Here is an 18,889-nt window from a genome sequence, read left to right as displayed (position 1 = left end):
TTCATCGTGTGGGCGCACCACATGTTTACCACCGGCATGCCGGTCACCGCGCAACTGTTCTTCATGTACGCGACCATGCTGATCGCGGTGCCCACCGGCGTGAAGGTGTTCAACTGGATCGCGACGATGTGGAAGGGCTCGCTGACCTTCGAGACGCCGATGCTGTTCGCGGTCGGATTCATCTTCGTGTTTACGATCGGCGGCTTTTCCGGCCTGATCCTGGCGGTGTCGCCGATCGACATCCAGGTGCACGACACCTACTACGTCATCGCCCACTTCCATTACGTGCTGGTGGCCGGCTCGCTGTTCGCGCTGTTTGCCGGTTTCTACTACTGGGTGCCGAAATGGACCGGGCATATGTACAACGAGGCGCGCGGCAAATTCCACTTCTGGAACTCGCTGATCTGGCTCAATGTCACATTCTTCCCGATGCACTTTCTTGGCCTGGCAGGCATGCCGCGCCGCTATGCGGACTACCCGACGCAGTTCACGGATTTCAACATGCTGACGTCGATCGGCGCTTTCCTGTTCGGGCTGACGCAGGTGTACTTCCTGTTCGCCGTCGTCCTGCCCTGCATCAAGGGCGGCGCGCCCGCGCCGGCCAAGCCGTGGGAAGGCGCGGATGGGCTCGAATGGACGGTGCCGAGCCCGGCTCCCTTCCATACCTTCGAAGTGCCGCCGGTCGTGAAGTAGCGCCGGCAGGGACAGCATGCGCAGTGACGGGAGACGGGCGATGAACAGGCATGAATGGAACCTGAAGCGAAACTGCTCGCTGTCGCCGCGCCAGCTCGGTGCCGCCTTTGCCATCCTTTTCGCACTGTCCGCTTTCGTCGCCGGAATGTTCGTCCTGCTGCAGGGAGCGTGGCAGATACTGCCGTTCACGATGCTGGAAATGGGCGGCGTCGCACTGGCATTCCTGTGTTATGCGCGGCACGCGACGGACCATGAACATATCGTCCTCTCCGACGACTGCCTGCTGGTCGAGCGTGTCCTTGCCGGGGAAACACACCAGGTCCGTCTCGACCCAAGCTGGACGCGCGTTGGCGAACCGAAATCGAGCCGCGACCTGATCGACCTGGAGTCGCACAGCGTCAGAGTCCAGGTGGGATGCTTTGTGACCGAAGCCCGAAGGCGGCGCGTCGCGCTTGAACTGCGTCAGGAATTGCGCGCCCGCAGCCTTGTGCGGTCCTGAATGGTGCACTCCGCGCGCCGCGCGAGGCCGTCCGCGTACGCGTCCTTCCCGGCTATTGCCGGCGCACTGGGAGCGCTGGCAAGCGGAAGACTAGGGCTCGGCAGCGATCTGCTGTGCGGTGCCGATCAAAACCTTCAAGGTATTGCCGATCATCCGGTCGATCGGATCGCGGTAGTGCGAACGCATCCAGCAGGCTCCCGCAGCCGACATCGCGCCGGCCAGTGCGAATCCCAGGATGTCGGCATCCCGCTTGTTCAGCGCCTGCCTTTGCTGCGGCGTGGCGATGACCCCGATGATCAGGCGGCCGAAGTCTTTCATGTAGCCGGTATAGAGGGCGTCGACGCGCGGGCTGACACCCAGCACCTCGACCTGCGTGATGCGGGCGAAATGCGGGTTGCGCATTTCCTCGAAAAAGGCGCGCAGACCACGCTCGAGAGTCGGCTCGAGGCCGGGCGGCGACCGCTCCAGCACGGCCACCAGACGCAGCCGGAACTGATCCATCACATGGCAGTAGCAGGCGACCAGCAAGTCCTCCAGCGACTCGAATGATTCATAGAAATACCGGTTCGTCAGGCCCGACGCGGCGGTCAGTGTTCTCATTGTTGTTCCTTGGTAACCCAAGGTCCCGAACTGTTCGATGCCGGCATTGATCAGCCGCTGCCGCCGCAGCGCGACACGTTCCGCATGGTCCTGGCCTGCGTAAGGACGCTCCGACGACGGTTGCTTGTCGACTTCGGTTTCAATCATTTCGGCCATCTGATGAGGTGGGAAAGTGCAGCGATTGTATCCGAGGCCCTGTAGCGGCGAGGTGAAACTAGTGTCCCGGCTCTAAAGGCATCATCAGCGGGGAGCGCGCATTGACAACGCATGTTCTCACATATACTGTGCGCTGACAACGGCTGTTATCAGATGCATCGACGACGGCATGCTTGATGCGGATGCGCCGCCAGGGCGTTCAATTCCGAAGAGAAAAACAGGAGACAAGACTGTGACGGATGTGGATGTGCTGATCGTGGGCGCCGGCATTTCCGGCATTGGCGCCGCTTACTACCTGCAGAACCGGTGTCCCGGCATGAGCTACACGATCCTGGAGGCGCGCGGCGCTCTCGGCGGCACCTGGGATCTGTTCCGCTATCCCGGGATCCGTTCCGACTCGGACCTTCATACCTTCGGCTATGCGTTCAAGCCTTGGGAAAATGAAAAGTCGATCGCGGGCGCCGACGCGATCCTCGCCTATCTCGCCGAAACCGCGAGCGAAAACCGCATCGACCGCAAGATCCGCTATCACCACAAGGTTCTCTCGGCGGCGTGGACGAGCGAGGATGCATGCTGGCAGGTGGAAGTCGAACGCAGCGATACCGGGGAAAAGCTCAGCTTGCGCAGCAAGTGGATCTTTTCGGCGGCGGGCTACTATCGCTATGACGAGGGTTACCGGCCGCGCTTCCCTGGCGAGGAACGCTTCCGCGGACAGATCGTGCATCCGCAGCACTGGCCGGAAGAACTCGACTACAGCGGAAAGCGCGTCGTCGTGATCGGCAGCGGTGCCACCGCGGTCACGCTGGTGCCTGCGATGGCCGGCAAGGCGGCGCATGTCGCGATGCTGCAGCGTACGCCAACCTACATCCTGTCGATTCCGTCGCACGACGCGATCGCGAACCTGTTGCGCAGGGTGTTCGGCAAGCGGCTCGCCTATGCCCTGACCCGGCGCAAGAACATTTTCCTGCAACGCATGATCTGGCAGTTCTGCCAGCGCCATCCGCAGCGCGCGCGCAACCTGATCCGCTCGCTGAATGCGCGCCAGCTGCCGAAGGGTTATCCGGTGGACGTCCACTTCAATCCGCCGTACAACCCCTGGGACCAGCGCTTGTGCATGGTGCCCGACGGCGACCTGTTCAAGGCAATCCGTGCCGGCGCCGCATCGGTCAGCACCGGGCGCATCAAGACATTTACGGAAACCGGCGTGCTGCTCGAGTCCGGCGAGCACCTGGACGCCGACCTGATCGTTACTGCCACCGGCCTCAACCTGCAGCCCTTCGGCGGCGTTCCGCTGACGGTCGACGGGCGCACCGTGAAGCTTGCGGACACGGTGGCATTCAAGGGAATGATGCTGAGCGGCGTGCCGAACCTGGCGTTCGCCATCGGCTATACCAATTCTTCCTGGACACTGAAGATCGGACTGTTGTGCGAACACTTCTGCCGCCTGCTGGCGCACATGGAAGAGAAGGGTTTCGACATCTGCTGTCCCGAAGTACGGGACGCGGCGATGGTCAGGCGTCCGCTGCTCGACTTCGGCGCCGGCTATGTGAAGCGATCGCTGGACGAACTGCCGCGTCAGGGCGCCGACTTTCCGTGGCTGATGTCGATGAGCTATGCCGCCGATGCCAAATTGCTCAGGAAAGGGCCGGTGGCCGATCCGAACCTGCGTTTTTCTTCGGTGCGGGCCAAAGCGGCAGGCGTTACGCCGGCGCGCAAGGCGGTTGCATGAGCAAAGCACCGATTCTCATCACCAAGGGGACCACTCCATGAATCTGAAGGGCCGCGTGGCCGTCGTGACCGGTGCCGGCAGCGGCATCGGACGGGCCACTTCCATTGCGCTTGCGCGGCGCGGATGCCACCTGGCGCTCGCCGACATCAACCAGGCCGGCCTGCGCCAGACCGCGCAGGATGCGCAGGCGTTCGGCGTGCGCGTCACCTGCCATACGCTCGATGTCGCCAGCCGCGACATGGTGCGGGCGCTGCCGGCCGAGGTGAATGCCGCGCATGGCCGGGTCGATATCCTGGTCAACAACGCCGGCGTCGCGCTGGGCGGCACCTTCGAGCAGGTCAGCGAGGAAGACTTCGACTGGCTCATGGAAATCAATTTCCACGGCGTGGTGCGGATGACGCGCGCCTTCCTGCCCTACCTGCATGCGGGCGACGATTCGCGCATCGTCAACGTATCCAGTCTCTACGGCCTCATCTCGCCGGCCGGCCAGTGCGCCTACTCCGCCAGCAAGTTCGCGGTGCGCGGTTTTTCCAACGCGCTGCGGCATGAGCTGGAGGGCTCTTGCGTCGGCGTGACCGTCGTTCATCCCGGTGGCGTCGCCACTTCCATTGCAAGGAATGCACGCGTGCCGGCGGGTGTCGACGAAGGCGAAATCCAGCGCGGCAGGGTGCTGGCCGAAAAGCTATTACGCATGCCGCCGGAACAAGCAGGCGAAATCATCGTACGCGGCATCGAGCAGCGCAAGACGCGGATCCTGGTGGGAGCGGATGCCAAGGTCGTATCGCTCATCGAACGCATCCTGCCGGTGGGTTACTGGTCGCTGTTAAAGAGGAGCATTCCGCAATGACGTCGATGCAGATCGCCGCAGTCGTCCTGCCCGCATTCCTGCTGGCCGCAGGCGCCGGCCTGGCCTTGTTCACGCGCTGGACCGCGCGGCGCGTGCAGCATGCCCTGCCGCCGCAGGGACGTTTCGTGAATGTCTCCGGCGTCATGTTCCATGTCCGGGAACAGGGCGACGGCCCTCCCCTGCTGCTGATTCACGGGCTGGCGGGGCAGATGCGCCATTACACCTACGGCGTGACCGAGCGCCTTGCGCGGCAGTACCGCGTGGTTACCGTGGACCGGCCCGGTTCCGGGTATTCCGTGCGGGACAAATCGGTACCGGCCGATCTTTCCGCCCAGGCCGGCGCGATCGCCGAACTGATCGACAAGCTGCAGCTGGGGCGCCCGTTCGTGGTCGGCCATTCCCTCGGCGGCGCGGTGTCTCTGGCACTGGCGCTCGAGCATCCGCGGCAGGTGGCGGGACTCGCGCTGCTGGCGCCGCTGACGCATCTGCCCGAGGACGGCAGGCCGCCGGCCGCGTTCAGGGCGCTGACCATTGCCACGCCCTGGCTGCGCACGCTGTTCGCGTGGACGCTGGCGGTGCCGGCATCGATTGCCGGGAGCCGCGTCGTGCTCGCGCAAGTCTTCGGCCCGGATGCCGTACCGCACGACTTCGCCACGCGCGGCGGCGGCCTGCTCACCTTGCGCCCGAGCCACTTCATCGCGGCGTCGCAGGATCTGCAAGCAGTGCCGCTGCGCCTTCCCGCTCTCGTTGCGCGCTATCCGGAACTGAACCTCCCGGTAGACATCCTGTTCGGACGCCAGGACCGCATTCTCGACTGGAAGACGCATGGCCAGGGTCTGGCCGACAAGGCCAAGGGCGCGCGACTCAGACTGGTCGACGGCGGCCACATGCTTCCGGTGACGCATCCCGACCTGACCGCACGCTTCATCGGCGATGCCGCGCGCCGCGCGGGCCTTGCACGCCGCGCCAGCGCGCCGGCGCCGGTGGTCCAAAACTGACGCCGCCCGCTGCGCGGCGTCGCGGCCGGTTCCGACGCCCGCGCAGCGCGCTGCTCATGCCCAGGGCCGGCTTTCCAGGGGGCGGATCTCCGGCGTATCCGCCCACGCGCCGCGCTCCTTGTCATACGCCCACTTGCGGATCTCCTGCATCGGAATCAGCTGCTCGATCGCGAGCGTCCGGCTGTGCGAAGCGAAGGACTTCCCTTTCTGCTGCGCCCCGAGCAGGCTCGGCTCCGTTCCAACCGGTTGTCCGTTCAACACAATGACATAAGCGTCCACAATTCCTCCCTCGGCATATCGTTGGCAAAAATTCTACTGCAGTTGCCAACGAGACGCCGCGAACATACGCCTTCCATTGCCTGCTCGGCAAGTCGGCCTCGGCGCGCGCAGCGGCGAGTGCGGAAAACCCTACTTGACACGAATCAATAAGGATTCAAGAATTGTCCGGAATTATTGGACAAAGAATGAATAGCCTCGGTCTGCCTGTCATCTACTCTCGTACGCATGCAGACAAAGTCTTCGCAATATTGCTTGTCGGACTAACTCCGGCAGTCGCCGGTGTGGCATGGCTGACAGCCACCGGCGGTCTTCCTGCCCCGGTCTGCCGCAGCGGTCTGGCCGCGCAGGCAGCGCCCGGCAGCTGGCTGATTGCCTTTGCCCTCGCCGCGCTTGTCGCCCTGGGATCCGCGCTGATCTTGCGGCGCTGGCCGGGACAAGCGGCAGGCGGGATTTATAACGCGGCCGCCTCGGTCGTCATTTCCGCGCTCCTCGTGCATTTCAGCGGCGGCTCGCCGGATGCGCACATCCTGCTGTTCATTCTCACGTCGCTGCTCCTGTACTACCGCGCGCGCTGGCCGGTCGCGCTTGCCGGCGGGATCTTCGTCTCGTACCATCTCGGCTTTTACACCCTGCAGGAAGCCGGCGCGCCGGTGTTCCTGTTCGCCTGTCCCGAATCCCATGTGCTGCTCATTCACCTTGCCGCCGGCATCGGCCAGTACACCCTGCTCGGCTACATCGCGGCGCGCATGGAGCGCAAGGATGCCTACCTGCGCCTCGCCGCCGCGCAGCAGGAGCTTGCGGCAAGCGTGTTCCACAACGCGATCGAGGGCATCGTGATCACCGACGCCAAAGGCAGGATCGTGTCGGTCAACCCCGCGTTCACCGAGATCACCGGCTACACCGCCGAGGAGGCGATCGGCGAGACGCCGCGGCTGCTGAAGTCGAACCGGCACGACGAACAGTTCTACCGGGAGATGTGGGCCACCATCGAATCGGCCGGACAGTGGAAGGGCAAGATCTGGAACCGGCGCAAGTGCGGCGAAGTATTCCTGGAATCGCAGACCATCCGGCGCCTGCGCGGCGAGGACGGCGTGATCCGCTACGTCGCCGTATTCAACGACATCACCGAACAATGGCGCAAGGACCAGCGGATCGAGCACCTCGCGTTCTACGACTCGCTGACCGGACTGGCGAACCGCTCCCTGCTCAACGACCGCATCCAGCACTCGATCGCGCTGGCCGAACGCTCCGGAAGCGGGCTGGCGGTGCTCGTGCTCGATCTCGACCGATTCAAGAACATCAACGATACGCTCGGCCATGACCAGGGCGACAAGCTGCTGCAGATCGTCAGCGAGCGACTGCGCAAGGTCGCGCGCGAAACCGATACCGTCGCCAGGCTCGGCGGCGACGAGTTCGTGCTCCTGCTGGAAAACCCGGGCAGGCCGGAGGAAATCGGCGCCGTCGCGGCCCGCGTGGTCGAATGCATCGCCGAGCCGATGGTGCTGGGCGGCGTGACGCTGTGTGTCGAAGGATCGCTTGGCGTTGCAATCTACCCGATCGACGGAGAGGACGCCGCCAGCCTGATGAAGAATGCGGACACCGCAATGTACGATGCGAAGGCCAGCGGGAAGAACACCTACCGCTTCTTCAGCTCGTCGATGACGGACCGCGCGAAAAAACGGCTCCATCTCGAGATGGACCTGCGCCGCGCGCTGGAGCAGCAAGAGTTCGAACTGCACTATCAGCCCAAGGTATGCCTTGCCACCGGCGCACCGACCGGCGCGGAAGCGCTGATCCGCTGGCGGCACCCGGAGCGCGGGCTGGTTTCGCCGATGGAGTTCATTCCGCTTGCCGAAGAGACCGGGCTGATCGAACCGATGGGCGAGTGGGTGCTGGAGGAGGCATGCAGGCAGCTGTGCGTCTGGCGCACCACCGGAGCCGGCATCGCGAACCTGGCAGTCAACGTGTCGGCCATCCAGATCCAGCGCGGCAGGCTGGCGGAGCATATTCGCGCCCTTCTTGGCAGGTACGGGCTGCCCGGCTCCATGCTGGAGATCGAGCTCACCGAATCGACGCTGATGGACGACCCCGAGCGCGCAATCGAAGTCATGAATGCGGTGCGCAGCGCCGGCGTGAAGATTGCGATCGACGATTTCGGCACCGGCTATTCGAGTCTTGCCTACCTGAGCCGCCTGCCGATCGACACGCTGAAGATCGACCGATCCTTCGTGAACGCGGCCGACAGGAGCGCCAACGGCCGCGTGGTCTGCGACACGATCATCGGGCTGGGCCGCAACCTGCACCTGCAGGTGGTCGCCGAAGGGATCGAAACACCCGAGCAACTGGCCTACCTGCGGCAGCAGGGATGCTATGCGGGGCAAGGCTATCATTTCTGCCGCCCGTTGCCGGAAGACGAATTCAGCCGCTGGCTCGGCGGCTGGCGCGCCAACCTTGATATCGTTGTTCAACCGCCTGCGCCAGCCTTCCCGGCTGCCGCGCATGAGGTCTCACCGCCCGGAGGTATGCAAGGGATTGCCCTCAACTGATTTCTCGAAACCGGTCCGCGCGGACCGGCAGCGCCGCAAAGCCGGCAGCATCTATTCAACATTGCATCACTTTGGAAGTAAGACATGAAATTCTCCTTTCGCACCAAGCTCTTTGCGCCGCTCGCGATCTGCTGGATCAGCCTGTGGGCGATCACGGGAGCAGACATCTACCACAACAAGGTACGCCGCCTGGAAGAGCGGCAGCTGTCGCTGAAATATGCGGCCGAGGTCGGGGTATCGATCACGAAGGACTATGCGGAAATGGCCGCCGCCGGCACGCTGCCGGTGGACGAGGCGAAAAAACAGGCACTGGCGCGGATAAAGGCCATGCGCTTCGGCACGGATGGCTACCTGACGGTCATCTCCTCCGAGCCGCGCATGCTGATGCACCCGATGAAGCCGGAAATGGATGGCAAGGAACTCGGCGACTTCAAGGACGCCGAGGGCAACTACCTGTTCCGCGACATGGCCGCGGTCGGCAAGAGCTCGGGTGAAGGCTGGGTGGAATATGTGTGGCAGAAGCCCGGGCATCCGGACCAGTCCAAGGTATTCCCGAAAGGCTCCTACGTGCTGACCTACAAGCCCTGGGACTGGAACTTCGTGACCGGCGTCTACCTGGACGACCTGACCGATGCGATGATCCGGGACTTCTGGGAGTCGTTCCTTGCGCTGACCGTGGTCGGCATCTTCCTGAATGGCGCGGTACTGCTGGTGATCCGCAGCCTGAACAGGGCCGTCGGCGGCGACCCGGAAGATGCGGCCGAGGTGGCGCGCAGGATCGCTTCCGGCGACCTGTCCGAACCGGTCAAGGTCAAGGCCGGTGACCAGACCAGTCTGCTGTTTGCAATGAAGACGATGCAGGAAAGCCTGCTCGGCATCGTCACCAAGGTGCGCCAGGGCACCGATTCGATCACCGACGCGACGAATGAAATGGCGGCCGGCAACCTTGATCTTTCCGCCCGCACCGAGCAGCAGGCCGCGTCGCTGGAAGAAACAGCATCCTCGATGGACGAGCTGACTTCCACCGTGAAGCAGAACGCCGACAATGCGCGGCAGGCCAACCAGATGGCGGTGGAGGCATCGGAAGTGGCCGGCAAGGGCGGCGCAGTGGTGGCGGAAGTGGTGAAAACCATGGCCGCGATCAACGATTCGTCCAGGAAGATCGTGGATATCATCGGCGTCATTGACGGCATCGCCTTCCAGACCAACATTCTCGCCCTGAATGCAGCCGTCGAGGCGGCACGCGCCGGCGAGCAGGGCCGCGGCTTCGCGGTGGTCGCCGGCGAGGTGCGCACCCTGGCGCAACGTTCGGCTGCGGCCGCCAAGGAAATCAAGGTCCTGATCGGCGACTCGGTGGACAAGGTGCATACCGGCACCGCGCTGGTCGACCAGGCCGGCGCGACCATGCAGGAGGTGGTCACCAGCGTCAAGCGCGTGGCCGACCTGATCGGCGATATCGCCTCGGCCAGCCAGGAGCAGAACAACGGCATCGAGCACGTCAACCAGGCGATTGCGCAGATGGACCAGGTGACGCAGCAGAACGCCGCGCTGGTGGAAGAAGCGGCCGCCGCTGCCGATGCGATGCACAAGCAGGCAGAAGAGCTGCACCAGGCGGTACAGGTATTCAAGCTCGATGCGGGGCAGGCTGCCGCGGCACCGGCACCAGTACCCGCACCGCGCGCGCAGGCCGCGGTCGCGAAAGAAGCGCGCCCCGCCGCCAAGGCAATCGCGACCCGCGCCGCGCGCACCCCGGCCGCCGTACGCCGCCCCAGCGCATTGCCGGCGACGACCAGCGCGGACGGCTGGGAGGAGTTCTGACGCAAGCCGCAATGCGGCACCTGCAATCGCAGGCCGGGTGTCATTCGCCAGCACGACGACACCCGGCACATCCCCGGCGGCCGGCTTCGGCCGCGGCGCTTCACCCCGCAAGCGGACCCCTTGGCGGCCCCTCAGCTACCCCTCAGCTACCCCTCGGCGGCCCGTCCGCGCCTCGAGCACATCCCATCAGGCCCTCGTAACCGCTGCTGCGCCGGGGCGTCGTCTTTCGGGACACGCCTATACCTCTTGCTACGCACTCCACAAGCCGTCCGTGCATCGCCTGCATTGCCGGCAATGAGGCGACGCTTGTTGTGAGCAATCGCAAGGCCCTGCACGATCACGTGGGCAGCATACAAGGCTGCGCCATCGTCGCCCGCTTGCAGCTACATAGGGAGGGCATGGTTCGCAAGGCGCGAACCGGCAGATCCGGTTCCTGGCCCACCACAAAAAGGAGACGACATGTTACGCAAGGCACTGGCCGCCCTCTTCGTTCTCATCCTGTTGCTTGCCGGTTACCTGACCTTCGCGCCGGTGCCGATTGCGCCGCAGGCATGGAACGCGCCGGTTGACGCCGGTTACGCAGGCCCCTTTGCGGTGAACCACCGGCTGGCGGAACTGCGCTACATTTCGCTCGGCGCCGAAAGCGGCCCGGAACATGTGGCCCCCGGTCCAGACGGCTTGCTTTACGCGGCGGTTGCCGGCGGCAAGATCCTGCGGATGCAGGCCGACGGCAGCGCGCTGGAAGTCTGGGCGCAGACCGGCGGCCGTGTCCTCGGCTTCGACTTCGACCGTCGCGGCAATGTCGTGGCCGCCGATTCGATCAAGGGATTGCTGCTGATTGAAGCGCCGGCGGGCGCGGCAACCGCGGCAAGGATTACGGTGCTCGCGGACAAGGTGCGGGTCGACGGCATTGACGATCCGATCCGCTTTGCCGACGCGGTGACGGTCGCGCAGGACGGCCGCATCTATTTCACGGATGCGTCGCGCCGCTTTGGCGCCGCGCAATGGGGCGAATTCGACGCCAGCATTCTCGACATCATGGAGCACTCCGCAACCGGACGGGTGCTGGTATACGACCCGCAGCGGCAGACCGTCGAAGTCGTCGCGCACGGACTGTCGTTCGCCAACGGCATTGCACTGTCGGCCGACGAAAAAGCGCTGTTCGTGGCTGAAACCGGCGCATACCGGATATGGAAAGTGGCAGCGTCGGCGCGCAACCTGGACTTGAAGGCGGGCAGTGGCAATGGCACGCAGGCAAGCGTCCTCCTAGCCAACCTGCCGGGATACCCGGACAACCTGCTGCGCGGCAGGGACGGGCGCATCTGGGCAGGGCTGGCCAAGCCGCGCAGCGCGGTCGCCGACAAGCTGGCCGCGCATCCTTTCCTGCGCAGCATGGCGGCGCGCCTGCCGAAAGCCTTGTGGCCGCTGCCGCCGTCTTACGGCCATGTGTTTGCCTTTGATGAAACCGGGCGGGTGACCGCCGATCTCCAGGACCCGGGCGGCAAGTATCCCGAAACCACAGGCGTCACCGAAACCGCGGACCGCCTGTACATCCAGAGCCTGCACGCGCCGCGGCTCGGCTGGTTGCCGAAAGAGGGCCGCGGACTCTGAGCCCTTGGGCGGTCTCGCCTATTTCATCTGGGGAAACGCGAACTCCGGCCCCGCCGACGCGGTATTCGGCCAGCGCTGCATCACCGCCTTGTGCCGGGTGTAGAAACGCACGCCTTCCGGCCCGTAGACGTGGTGGTCGCCGAACAGGCTGCGCTTCCAGCCGCCGAAGCTGCCGAAGGCCATCGGCACCGGCAGCGGCACATTGACGCCGACCATGCCCGCCTTGATCTGCGCAACGAATTCCCGCGCCACGCCGCCGTCGCGGGTGAACACCGCCACGCCGTTGCCGTACTCATGGTGGTTGATCAGCCTGACCGCGGTCGCCACGTCGGGCGCGCGCAGCACGCACAACACGGGGCCGAAGATTTCTTCCTTGTAGATCGTCATGCCGGGGGTGACATGGTCGAACAGGGTGCCGCCCACGAAGAAGCCCTCTTCCCGTCCCGGCACCACGTAGTTGCGGCCGTCGACCACCAGCGTCGCGCCCTCCTCCACCCCGGTGCCGATGAGGCGTTCGATGCGTTCCTTCGCGGCCTGCGTGACGATTGGCCCCATTTCCGCATCCGGCTCCATCCCGTCATTGATCTTCAGTTCGCGGGTACGCTCGGCGAGCGCGGCAACCAGCTTGTCGCCGGCATCGCCGACCGCGACCGCCACCGAGATCGCCATGCAGCGCTCACCCGCCGAGCCGTAGGCGGCGCCGACGAGCGCGTCGACCGCCATCTGCATGTCGGCGTCCGGCATGACCACCATATGATTCTTCGCGCCGCCAAGGGCCTGCACGCGCTTGCCGTTCGCGCAGCCGCGCCCGTAGATGTATTCCGCGATCGGGGTGGAGCCGACGAAGCTGACGGCCTGCACTTCCGGATGGTCGAGCAAGGCGTCGACTGCAAGCTTGTCGCCCTGCACCACGTTGAACACGCCGGCGGGCAGGCCGGCTTCCTGCAGCAGCTCGGCATGCATCAGCGATACGCTCGGGTCGCGCTCGGACGGCTTGAGCACGAAGGTGTTGCCGCAGGCAAGCGCGATCGGGAACATCCACATCGGCACCATCACCGGGAAATTGAACGGCGTGATGCCGGCGACCACGCCCAGCGGCTGGCGCATCGCCCAGGCATCGATGCCGCGCGCGACGTCGCCGGTGTATTCGCCCTTGAGCAGGTGCGGAATGCCGACCGCGAACTCCACCACTTCGATGCCGCGCGCCACTTCCCCTTTCGCGTCGGCGAAGGTCTTGCCGTGCTCGCGCGTGATCGCGGCGGCGAACGCGTCCGCATGCTTCTGCATCAGGTTCAGGTATTTGAACAGCACGCGGGCGCGCGCCAGCGGCGGCGTGCCGGCCCAGCCCGGGAAAGCGCCGGCGGCGGCTTCGACCGCGGCATTGACTTCGTCCGCGGTGCCGAGCGCGACACGCGCCACCGGCTTGCCGAGCGCCGGGTTGAAGATGTCGGCGTAGCGGCCGCTTTCGGTGTCGATCCGGCGGCCATTGATGTAGTGGGTAACGGTTTCCATGGTGCGTGACTTGTTTTCTTCGGTTGCGTATTCGGGATTGCGGGCGGCACGCGAAAGTGGCGCGCCGCCGGTGTTAATCGAGGGTCTTGAGAATCGCGGCCAGCTTGCCGAACAGCTCGTCGATGTGTTTCTTCTCGAGCACCAGCGGCGGCGACAGCGCGATGATGTCGCCGGTGACGCGGATCAGGATGCCGTCCGCGAACGCGCGCTTGAATGCGGTCATCGCGCGCAGGCCCGGCTTGCCGGGAATCGGTTCGAGTTCGATGCCGGCGATCAGGCCGATATTGCGCAGGTCGATCACATGCGGCAGTCCCTTGATCGAATGCACCGCATCTTCCCAGTAGCCGGTCAGCTTCCGCGCATGCGCCAGCACGTCCTGCTCCGCGAACACGTCGAGGGTTGCCAGCGCGGCGGCGCAGGCCAGCGGATGGCCGGAATAGGTATAACCATGGAACAGCTCGATGCCCGGCGGGCTGGCCATCAGCGTGTCGTGGATCGCCTGCTTGACGAAGACCGCGCCCATCGGCACCACGCCGTTGGTCAGGCCCTTGGCGGTGGTCACCATGTCCGGCTCGACGTCGAAGTAGTCGAAGGCGAACGGCGTGGTCAGGCGGCCGAAGCCGGTGATGACTTCATCGAAGATGAGCAGGATGCCGTGCTTGGTGCAGATCTCGCGCAGCCGCTTCAGGTAGCCCTTGGGCGGGATCAGCACGCCGGTGGAGCCGGCGACCGGCTCGACGATGACGGCGGCGATGGTCGACGCATCGTGGAGCGCGACGATGCGCTCGAGTTCGTCGGCCAGGTGCGCGCCCCAGGCAGGCTCGCCGCGGGTGAATGCGTTTTCCTGCAGGTTGTGGGTATGCGGCAGGTGGTCGACGCCGGACAGCAGCGGGCCGAAGGCCTTGCGGTTGCCGGCGATGCCGCCGACCGACATGCCGCCGAAGCCGACGCCATGATAGCCGCGCTCGCGGCCGATCAGGCGGGTACGGCTGCCCTCGCCGCGCGCGCGGTGGTAGGCCAGCGCGATCTTGAGCGCGGAGTCGACCGACTCGGAACCGGAATTGGTATAGAAACTGTGGCTGAAGCGGCCGCCCGTGTACTGCTTCAGGCGCGCCGCCAGCTCGAACGCCGCCGGATGTCCCATCTGGAACGAGGGCGCGTAATCGAGGGTCGCGACCATGTCCTGCACCGCCTTGATGATCTTCGGCTGCGCATGGCCGAGCGGCACGCACCACAGGCCGGCAGTGCCGTCCAGCACCGCGTTGCCCGCGGCGTCGCGGTAGTACATGCCTTGCGCGGAAACCAGCAGGCGCGGGTTCGCCTTGAAATCGCGGTTCGCGGTAAACGGCATCCAATAGGCGGAAAGATCCTGGTCATGCGGGTTCTGGCTCATCGCGGCATTCCGTTCGGTGGTTGATGGTAGCTTGCATTATTCCAGCTACAATCCGCGTTGTTGGATACACTTTCCATTTACTTGGAAAACTGTACTGCCCAATTTTACGAACTGTATTGGCAGCGATACCTCATCAGGGAGACATCATGGCGCGCGAGCGGCAAGACGCATTCCAGCTGCAGCTGGTGCCGGATTCCGGCCAGAGCCTGGTGGACCAGGTGGCAGCGAAGCTGGCGCAGCGGATCGAGGCGGGCGTACTGCGCGCCGGCGAGCGGCTGCCGTCGGTGCGGCAGTTCGCCGCCATGCACGGCATCAGCGTATCGACCACGGTGGACGCCTATGAGCGGCTGGTGGCGACCGGGCTGCTGTTTGCACGGCGCGGCGCCGGATTCTTCGTGCACCGGCGCGACGGCACCCGCGACAGCGGCCGGCCGCTCATCCCGCACAATCCGGAGATCGATTCCGCCTGGCTGCTGTCGGAAGTGTTTGCCGACGACCGGGTGCCGATCAAGGCGGGCTGCGGCTGGCTGCCGCAGCGCCTGCTGGATGCCGAGGGACTGCACATGGCGGAGCGGCGGGTGTTGCGCGCGCCGGCCGCGCAGCAGGTCGGCTACGGTCACCCTTACGGTTACGTGCCGCTGCGGCAGACGATCGCGCAGTCGCTCGGCCGCTGGTCGCTGGACGTGTCGGTCGACCAGGTGGTGACGACGCACGGCGCGACGCAGGCGCTCGACCTGATCGTGCGCACCATGGTCAAGCGCGGCGATACCGTCTTCATGGAAGATCCCGGCTACTGCAACCTGATGGCGATCCTCAGGCTGGCGGAAGTGCGGGTGGTCGGCGTGCCGCGCACGCCGAACGGCGTCGACCTCGAGGCGCTGGAGCGGCTGGCCAGGGAACACCAGCCCCGGCTGTTCTTCACCAATCCGGTGCTGCAGAACCCGACCGGGACGTCGTACACGCCGGCCTGCGCGATGCGCGTGCTGCAGATTGCCGATCGTTACAACTTCTGGGTGGTGGAAGACGACCTGTACCGGGAACTCGCGCAGCCGACCGATCCGATGCTCGCGGCGCTCGACGGCCTGCAACGCGTGATCTACGTCGGCGGATTCTCCAAGACGATCGCGCCGTCGCTGCGCATGGGCTTTGCCGCCTGCCAGCCGGAACTGGCGCGCGAACTGGCACGGACCAAGATGGCGCTGACGCTGACCAGCTCGGAGATCACGGAACGCCTGGTGCATGCGGTGCTGACCGAGGGCCATCACCGCAAGCACGTGGAACGCCTGTCGGCATCGCTGCTCCATGCGCAGTCCCGCATTGCCGCCCGGCTGGAAGAGGCGGGCCTGATCCCGTTCGCGGCGCCGCGCGGCGGGATGTTCTACTGGGCCCGGCTCGACCGTCCGGGAATGCGCGCGCGCGAGATCGCCGACCGTGCGCTGAAGAAGGGAATCTGGCTCGCGCCCGGCGAATTCTTCCAGCTGTCGCAGTCGGACTGCCCCTGGTTCCGGTTCAACGTAGCGTATTCGGATGCGCCGGAGCTGCTGGAGTTCTTCCGGACAATTTGAGACAGGCGCAGCGCCAGGAATGGCAATAGCGGCCAAGGTTCCCGGTTTTGACGCCGGTCTGCTCTCCGTTCCGATGCAGGCGCGCATTTGAGCCGTCACAAAACGGCACGCAGATCGCGCGGGCAGCATCTCCCCTCATGACTTGCCCCGAGTGTCGTGCAACCTGCGGATGAAGCGGACCACCCTGCCTGTCGCCGTGATCGCGAGGCGTGACACGCCTCGTGCCGCATGCCGCCCTGGTCCGTGGCCGCAGCCCGTCCCGGGGGCCGGCTCCGTGCATTTCACTTCGCGGCGTGCCGCCGGCACCAGGGCCCCGCACCGGATGATCAAGCCGCTGCCCGGGCCGGCCGCACGACTCCCGTCCGGACGGCCCGCTCACTACCGCCACCCGGCCACCGACCGCTCCTGCTTGCTCCGCAGTATAGAAAGCAATGTCGAGGTATTCCCCAACCCAACCTTCGGAGGATGACCGCATGTTCCAGAAAAAGAAATTGCTGCCGCTGATTGCCGTCTCGGCGCTGCTCGCCGCCTGCGGCGGCGGCGACGACACCGCGCCGGTCGCGTCCGGCACCACTGCCACCAACACCACGCCCGCCACGGCGACGCCCTCCGGCACGTCATCGCCGGGTGCAACAGCGCCGGGCACGGCTACGGGCACGACACCTGGCACCACGGCGGGCACCACGCCGGCAGGCAGCGGCAACACGCCCACAGCCGGCGGCACGCCCTCCACACCGAATGCCGGAAGCACGCCCGGGGCATCCGACCCCACTCCCGTTGCTGTCACCGATCAGCGGTTCAACGGCCACATGACGCTGGTGTCGAACCAGATCCTCTACCTGCGCACCAACCGCTACCTCTATCTGCCGGTCACGCTGAACACCTTCGAAAGCCCGACCGGCATCGTCGACCTGGCATCCGGCAGCCCGGTGGCTCATCTGCCCAATCTTGCCGCCGACGCGGCGGCTTCCGGCTGCACGATCGAAATCGACGGCACCTGTGCGATCCAGCCGCCGGCGGTTGCGCCGGCGGCGCCGATCGCAGCCTTCGGTATCCGCATCGGCACCCATCTGCTGCCGTCGGAAACGGGCCAGCAGGTCGGCAACCAGCGGGTGGTCGGCCGCATCGCGTTCGACCTGACCGAGCGCGCCGGCTCCCCCGGCGTCGGCGCCGGCCAGGTCCCCGAAGTCATGCGCTTCGTCATCGACAATGTGGAGATGGCGACCGACCAGAACGGCCGGCTGACTTCGGTCCGCCTGCTCGACACCGCGCGCCTGCATGTCTACGGCCGCAGCGCCGCAGGCGTCGAAGTGCGCGAAAGCCTGCCGGCGCCGGCCGGCACCGTGCGCCTGCTGCCGCTGACACAGGTTCCGGACGGTTACGGCGACACCGGCAGCGTCATCCTGTTCATGGACCTCGAAACCGGCTTCTCGCAGGCCGGCGACCGCCTCGCGGCGCTGCAATCGATCGCCGGCCATTTCACGATGCACGTCACCCTGTCGTCTGTCAGCAAGATCGTGCGTCCCGCGGCCGTGGCGTCGCCCGGTTTCCCGGCGGTACCGCTGAAGGACCTGATCGGCCAGTCGATCACTGTCAACACGCAGCCGCCTGTGACCGGCGGCGGCATCAGCGGCAGCGCCTGGATTCGCATGTATCCGGCGCAATAGGCGTCGCGCCGGCGGCGGGGGTAAACAATCCTCGCCGCTGGTCAGGCTTGGCCGTGCGTGCGGGGGGCCAGGCGCTGCGCAAAGAAGGCGAGAATCTCGTCGCGCGCGGCGATGGTCGGCTGGCCCGCCTCGTCGATCAGGTGCGCCGTCACCACGCTGTGCGGGCAGCCCACCACTTTCTCGAAGAACGGCGACAATTCGCGGCTGGCGGCGCTGTCGGGCAGCACGCGCGCGACAAAACGCTCGCCGAGCGCACGGGAATAGGCGGCGAAGCGCTGCGCGGTGCAGATGCGGTCGCCATCGAAGCGGTAGGCCAGCACCGTCAGGTCCTCCTGGTCCAGGCGCCGCCGCACCGCCGCCAGCTCGTCCGGCGCCATCTCGATCCCGCCCGGGTCGTTGAACGGCAGCGAGGGCTGGGCCAGCACCGGCGCGAGCATCGCCGGGTCCAGCATCATCGTCAGCGCGAAGTTGCCGGTGAAACACATTCCGATTGCGCCGACACCGGGGCCGCCGCACTCCTGGTGCGCCAGGCGTGCGAGCGCACGCAGCCAGACGGTCACAGGGCTCGATGCGTTTGCCGCGAAGGCGCGGAACTCCGCGGAAACGCAGGCGCGCTGCAGCACGGCCCTGCCCTCTTCCACCGTCGGCACCGCACCGTCCCGGCCGAACAGCGACGGCATGTACACCGTGAATCCCGCATCCCGCACCCAGCGGCTGAATCGCGCGACCTGCGGACTGATGCCCGGCATCTCCGTCATCACAATCACTGCCGGCCCGCTGCCGGCCACATACACCCGCTTCGCGGCACCGTCGAAGATGATGTCGCGGCGAATGAAATCCTCCAGCGGGTCGTCTTCATGCATGCTCCGTTTCGACATCGGCTGCTCTCCTTCAGGGTTTGGACCGGCCGGCCCGGCGCGATGCGCGCTCTTGCGGCGGCGCCGGGCAGGACGCGGGTTTATTGGAATGAAGCAGT

At 65.8% G+C, this 18,889-nt stretch carries 15 protein-coding genes; 10 read left to right on the top strand and 5 right to left on the bottom strand.

Annotated elements, in window-relative coordinates; all coding sequences use genetic code 11:
* Together VEC01_RS16135 and VEC01_RS16130 are read left to right on the top strand one after the other, a co-directional pair.
* A partial coding sequence (locus VEC01_RS16135; RefSeq protein ID WP_324901929.1) for a cbb3-type cytochrome c oxidase subunit I occupies positions 1–693 on the top strand: 693 nt, incomplete at its 5' end.
* Between the two features lie 40 nt (positions 694–733).
* On the top strand, positions 734–1,192 hold the full coding sequence (locus VEC01_RS16130; protein ID WP_324901928.1) for a DUF2244 domain-containing protein: 459 nt from the start codon (positions 734–736) through the stop codon (positions 1,190–1,192).
* 90 nt (positions 1,193–1,282) lie between these two features.
* Here VEC01_RS16130 and VEC01_RS16125 read toward each other — a convergent pair whose 3' ends face one another.
* Positions 1,283–1,939, bottom strand: a complete 657-nt coding sequence (locus VEC01_RS16125) for a TetR/AcrR family transcriptional regulator (protein ID WP_324901927.1) — start codon at positions 1,937–1,939, stop codon at positions 1,283–1,285.
* A gap of 178 nt (positions 1,940–2,117) precedes the next feature.
* Here VEC01_RS16125 and VEC01_RS16120 point away from each other — a divergent pair, with 178 nt between their 5' ends.
* The 3 genes from VEC01_RS16120 to VEC01_RS16110 are packed head-to-tail and all read left to right on the top strand — an operon-like array spanning position 2,118 to position 5,522.
* A complete protein-coding gene (locus tag VEC01_RS16120) occupies positions 2,118–3,677 on the top strand; it encodes a flavin-containing monooxygenase (RefSeq protein WP_414691464.1) in 1,560 nt (519 codons plus the stop codon).
* Positions 3,678–3,714: 37 nt separating this feature from the next.
* Positions 3,715–4,524, top strand: coding sequence for an SDR family oxidoreductase (locus VEC01_RS16115; RefSeq protein WP_324901925.1), 810 nt, complete (start codon positions 3,715–3,717; stop codon positions 4,522–4,524).
* On the top strand, positions 4,521–5,522 hold the full coding sequence (locus tag VEC01_RS16110; protein WP_324901924.1) for an alpha/beta fold hydrolase: 1,002 nt from the start codon (positions 4,521–4,523) through the stop codon (positions 5,520–5,522). Before VEC01_RS16115 ends, VEC01_RS16110 begins: the two co-directional genes overlap by 4 nt.
* A gap of 54 nt (positions 5,523–5,576) precedes the next feature.
* On the opposite strand, the gene VEC01_RS16105 is transcribed toward VEC01_RS16110, so the two are convergent.
* Positions 5,577–5,801: a hypothetical protein gene (locus VEC01_RS16105; RefSeq protein WP_324901923.1), complete on the bottom strand. Its 225-nt coding sequence runs from the start codon at positions 5,799–5,801 to the stop codon at positions 5,577–5,579.
* A 281-nt stretch (positions 5,802–6,082) separates the two neighbouring features.
* On the opposite strand from VEC01_RS16105, the gene VEC01_RS16100 reads away from it, so the two are divergent.
* The 3 genes from VEC01_RS16100 (at position 6,083) to VEC01_RS16090 (ending at position 11,776) form a co-directional block, all read left to right on the top strand.
* Positions 6,083–8,347, top strand: coding sequence for a putative bifunctional diguanylate cyclase/phosphodiesterase (locus VEC01_RS16100; protein WP_324901922.1), 2,265 nt, complete (start codon positions 6,083–6,085; stop codon positions 8,345–8,347).
* Between the two features lie 84 nt (positions 8,348–8,431).
* On the top strand, positions 8,432–10,165 hold the full coding sequence (locus VEC01_RS16095) for a methyl-accepting chemotaxis protein (protein WP_324901921.1): 1,734 nt from the start codon (positions 8,432–8,434) through the stop codon (positions 10,163–10,165).
* Positions 10,166–10,624: 459 nt separating this feature from the next.
* The gene (locus VEC01_RS16090; protein ID WP_324901920.1) at positions 10,625–11,776 is read left to right on the top strand and encodes an SMP-30/gluconolactonase/LRE family protein; all 1,152 of its coding nucleotides are present in this window, start codon (positions 10,625–10,627) and stop codon (positions 11,774–11,776) included.
* A gap of 18 nt (positions 11,777–11,794) precedes the next feature.
* On the opposite strand, the gene VEC01_RS16085 is transcribed toward VEC01_RS16090, so the two are convergent.
* Both VEC01_RS16085 and VEC01_RS16080 read right to left on the bottom strand, forming a co-directional pair.
* Complete coding sequence (locus VEC01_RS16085; protein ID WP_324901919.1) at positions 11,795–13,288, bottom strand: CoA-acylating methylmalonate-semialdehyde dehydrogenase; 1,494 nt, start codon at positions 13,286–13,288, stop codon at positions 11,795–11,797.
* 73 nt (positions 13,289–13,361) lie between these two features.
* Positions 13,362–14,681 (bottom strand): aspartate aminotransferase family protein, encoded by a 1,320-nt coding sequence (locus VEC01_RS16080; protein ID WP_324901918.1) that lies wholly within the window; start codon positions 14,679–14,681, stop codon positions 13,362–13,364.
* Between the two features lie 146 nt (positions 14,682–14,827).
* Between VEC01_RS16080 and VEC01_RS16075 the strand changes: the two genes are divergently transcribed.
* Together VEC01_RS16075 and VEC01_RS16070 are read left to right on the top strand one after the other, a co-directional pair.
* On the top strand, positions 14,828–16,246 hold the full coding sequence (locus tag VEC01_RS16075; protein ID WP_324901930.1) for a PLP-dependent aminotransferase family protein: 1,419 nt from the start codon (positions 14,828–14,830) through the stop codon (positions 16,244–16,246).
* 473 nt (positions 16,247–16,719) lie between these two features.
* Entirely contained in the window at positions 16,720–17,913 is a 1,194-nt protein-coding gene (locus VEC01_RS16070) for a hypothetical protein (protein ID WP_324901917.1), read from the top strand.
* 41 nt (positions 17,914–17,954) lie between these two features.
* On the opposite strand, the gene VEC01_RS16065 is transcribed toward VEC01_RS16070, so the two are convergent.
* Positions 17,955–18,791 carry a dienelactone hydrolase family protein gene (locus VEC01_RS16065; RefSeq protein ID WP_324901916.1) on the bottom strand — a complete coding sequence of 279 codons (837 nt, stop codon included), beginning with the start codon at positions 18,789–18,791 and terminating at the stop codon, positions 17,955–17,957.
* Positions 18,792–18,889: the final 98 nt, after the last annotated feature.

The organism is Noviherbaspirillum sp. (assembly GCF_035627455.1).
Taxonomy (GTDB): Bacteria; Pseudomonadota; Gammaproteobacteria; order Burkholderiales; family Burkholderiaceae_D; genus Noviherbaspirillum.
Note: the sequence above shows the minus strand (reverse complement) of the source record. Positions and strands in the feature narration are given on the sequence as shown.

Excerpts from the sequence above, each read along its gene's own strand:
- VEC01_RS16090 (WP_324901920.1), top strand. The coding sequence starts at position 10,625 with ATGTTACGCAAGGCACTGGCCGCCCTCTTCGTTCTCATCCTGTTGCTT.
- VEC01_RS16070 (WP_324901917.1), top strand. The coding sequence starts at position 16,720 with ATGTTCCAGAAAAAGAAATTGCTGCCGCTGATTGCCGTCTCGGCGCTG.
- VEC01_RS16125 (WP_324901927.1), bottom strand. The coding sequence starts at position 1,939 with ATGATTGAAACCGAAGTCGACAAGCAACCGTCGTCGGAGCGTCCTTAC.
- VEC01_RS16085 (WP_324901919.1), bottom strand. The coding sequence starts at position 13,288 with ATGGAAACCGTTACCCACTACATCAATGGCCGCCGGATCGACACCGAA.
- VEC01_RS16065 (WP_324901916.1), bottom strand. The coding sequence starts at position 18,791 with ATGTCGAAACGGAGCATGCATGAAGACGACCCGCTGGAGGATTTCATT.
- VEC01_RS16075 (WP_324901930.1), top strand. The coding sequence starts at position 14,828 with ATGGCGCGCGAGCGGCAAGACGCATTCCAGCTGCAGCTGGTGCCGGAT.
- VEC01_RS16130 (WP_324901928.1), top strand. The coding sequence starts at position 734 with ATGAACAGGCATGAATGGAACCTGAAGCGAAACTGCTCGCTGTCGCCG.
- VEC01_RS16115 (WP_324901925.1), top strand. The coding sequence starts at position 3,715 with ATGAATCTGAAGGGCCGCGTGGCCGTCGTGACCGGTGCCGGCAGCGGC.
- VEC01_RS16110 (WP_324901924.1), top strand. The coding sequence starts at position 4,521 with ATGACGTCGATGCAGATCGCCGCAGTCGTCCTGCCCGCATTCCTGCTG.
- VEC01_RS16120 (WP_414691464.1), top strand. The coding sequence starts at position 2,118 with ATGCTTGATGCGGATGCGCCGCCAGGGCGTTCAATTCCGAAGAGAAAA.
- VEC01_RS16095 (WP_324901921.1), top strand. The coding sequence starts at position 8,432 with ATGAAATTCTCCTTTCGCACCAAGCTCTTTGCGCCGCTCGCGATCTGC.
- VEC01_RS16080 (WP_324901918.1), bottom strand. The coding sequence starts at position 14,681 with ATGAGCCAGAACCCGCATGACCAGGATCTTTCCGCCTATTGGATGCCG.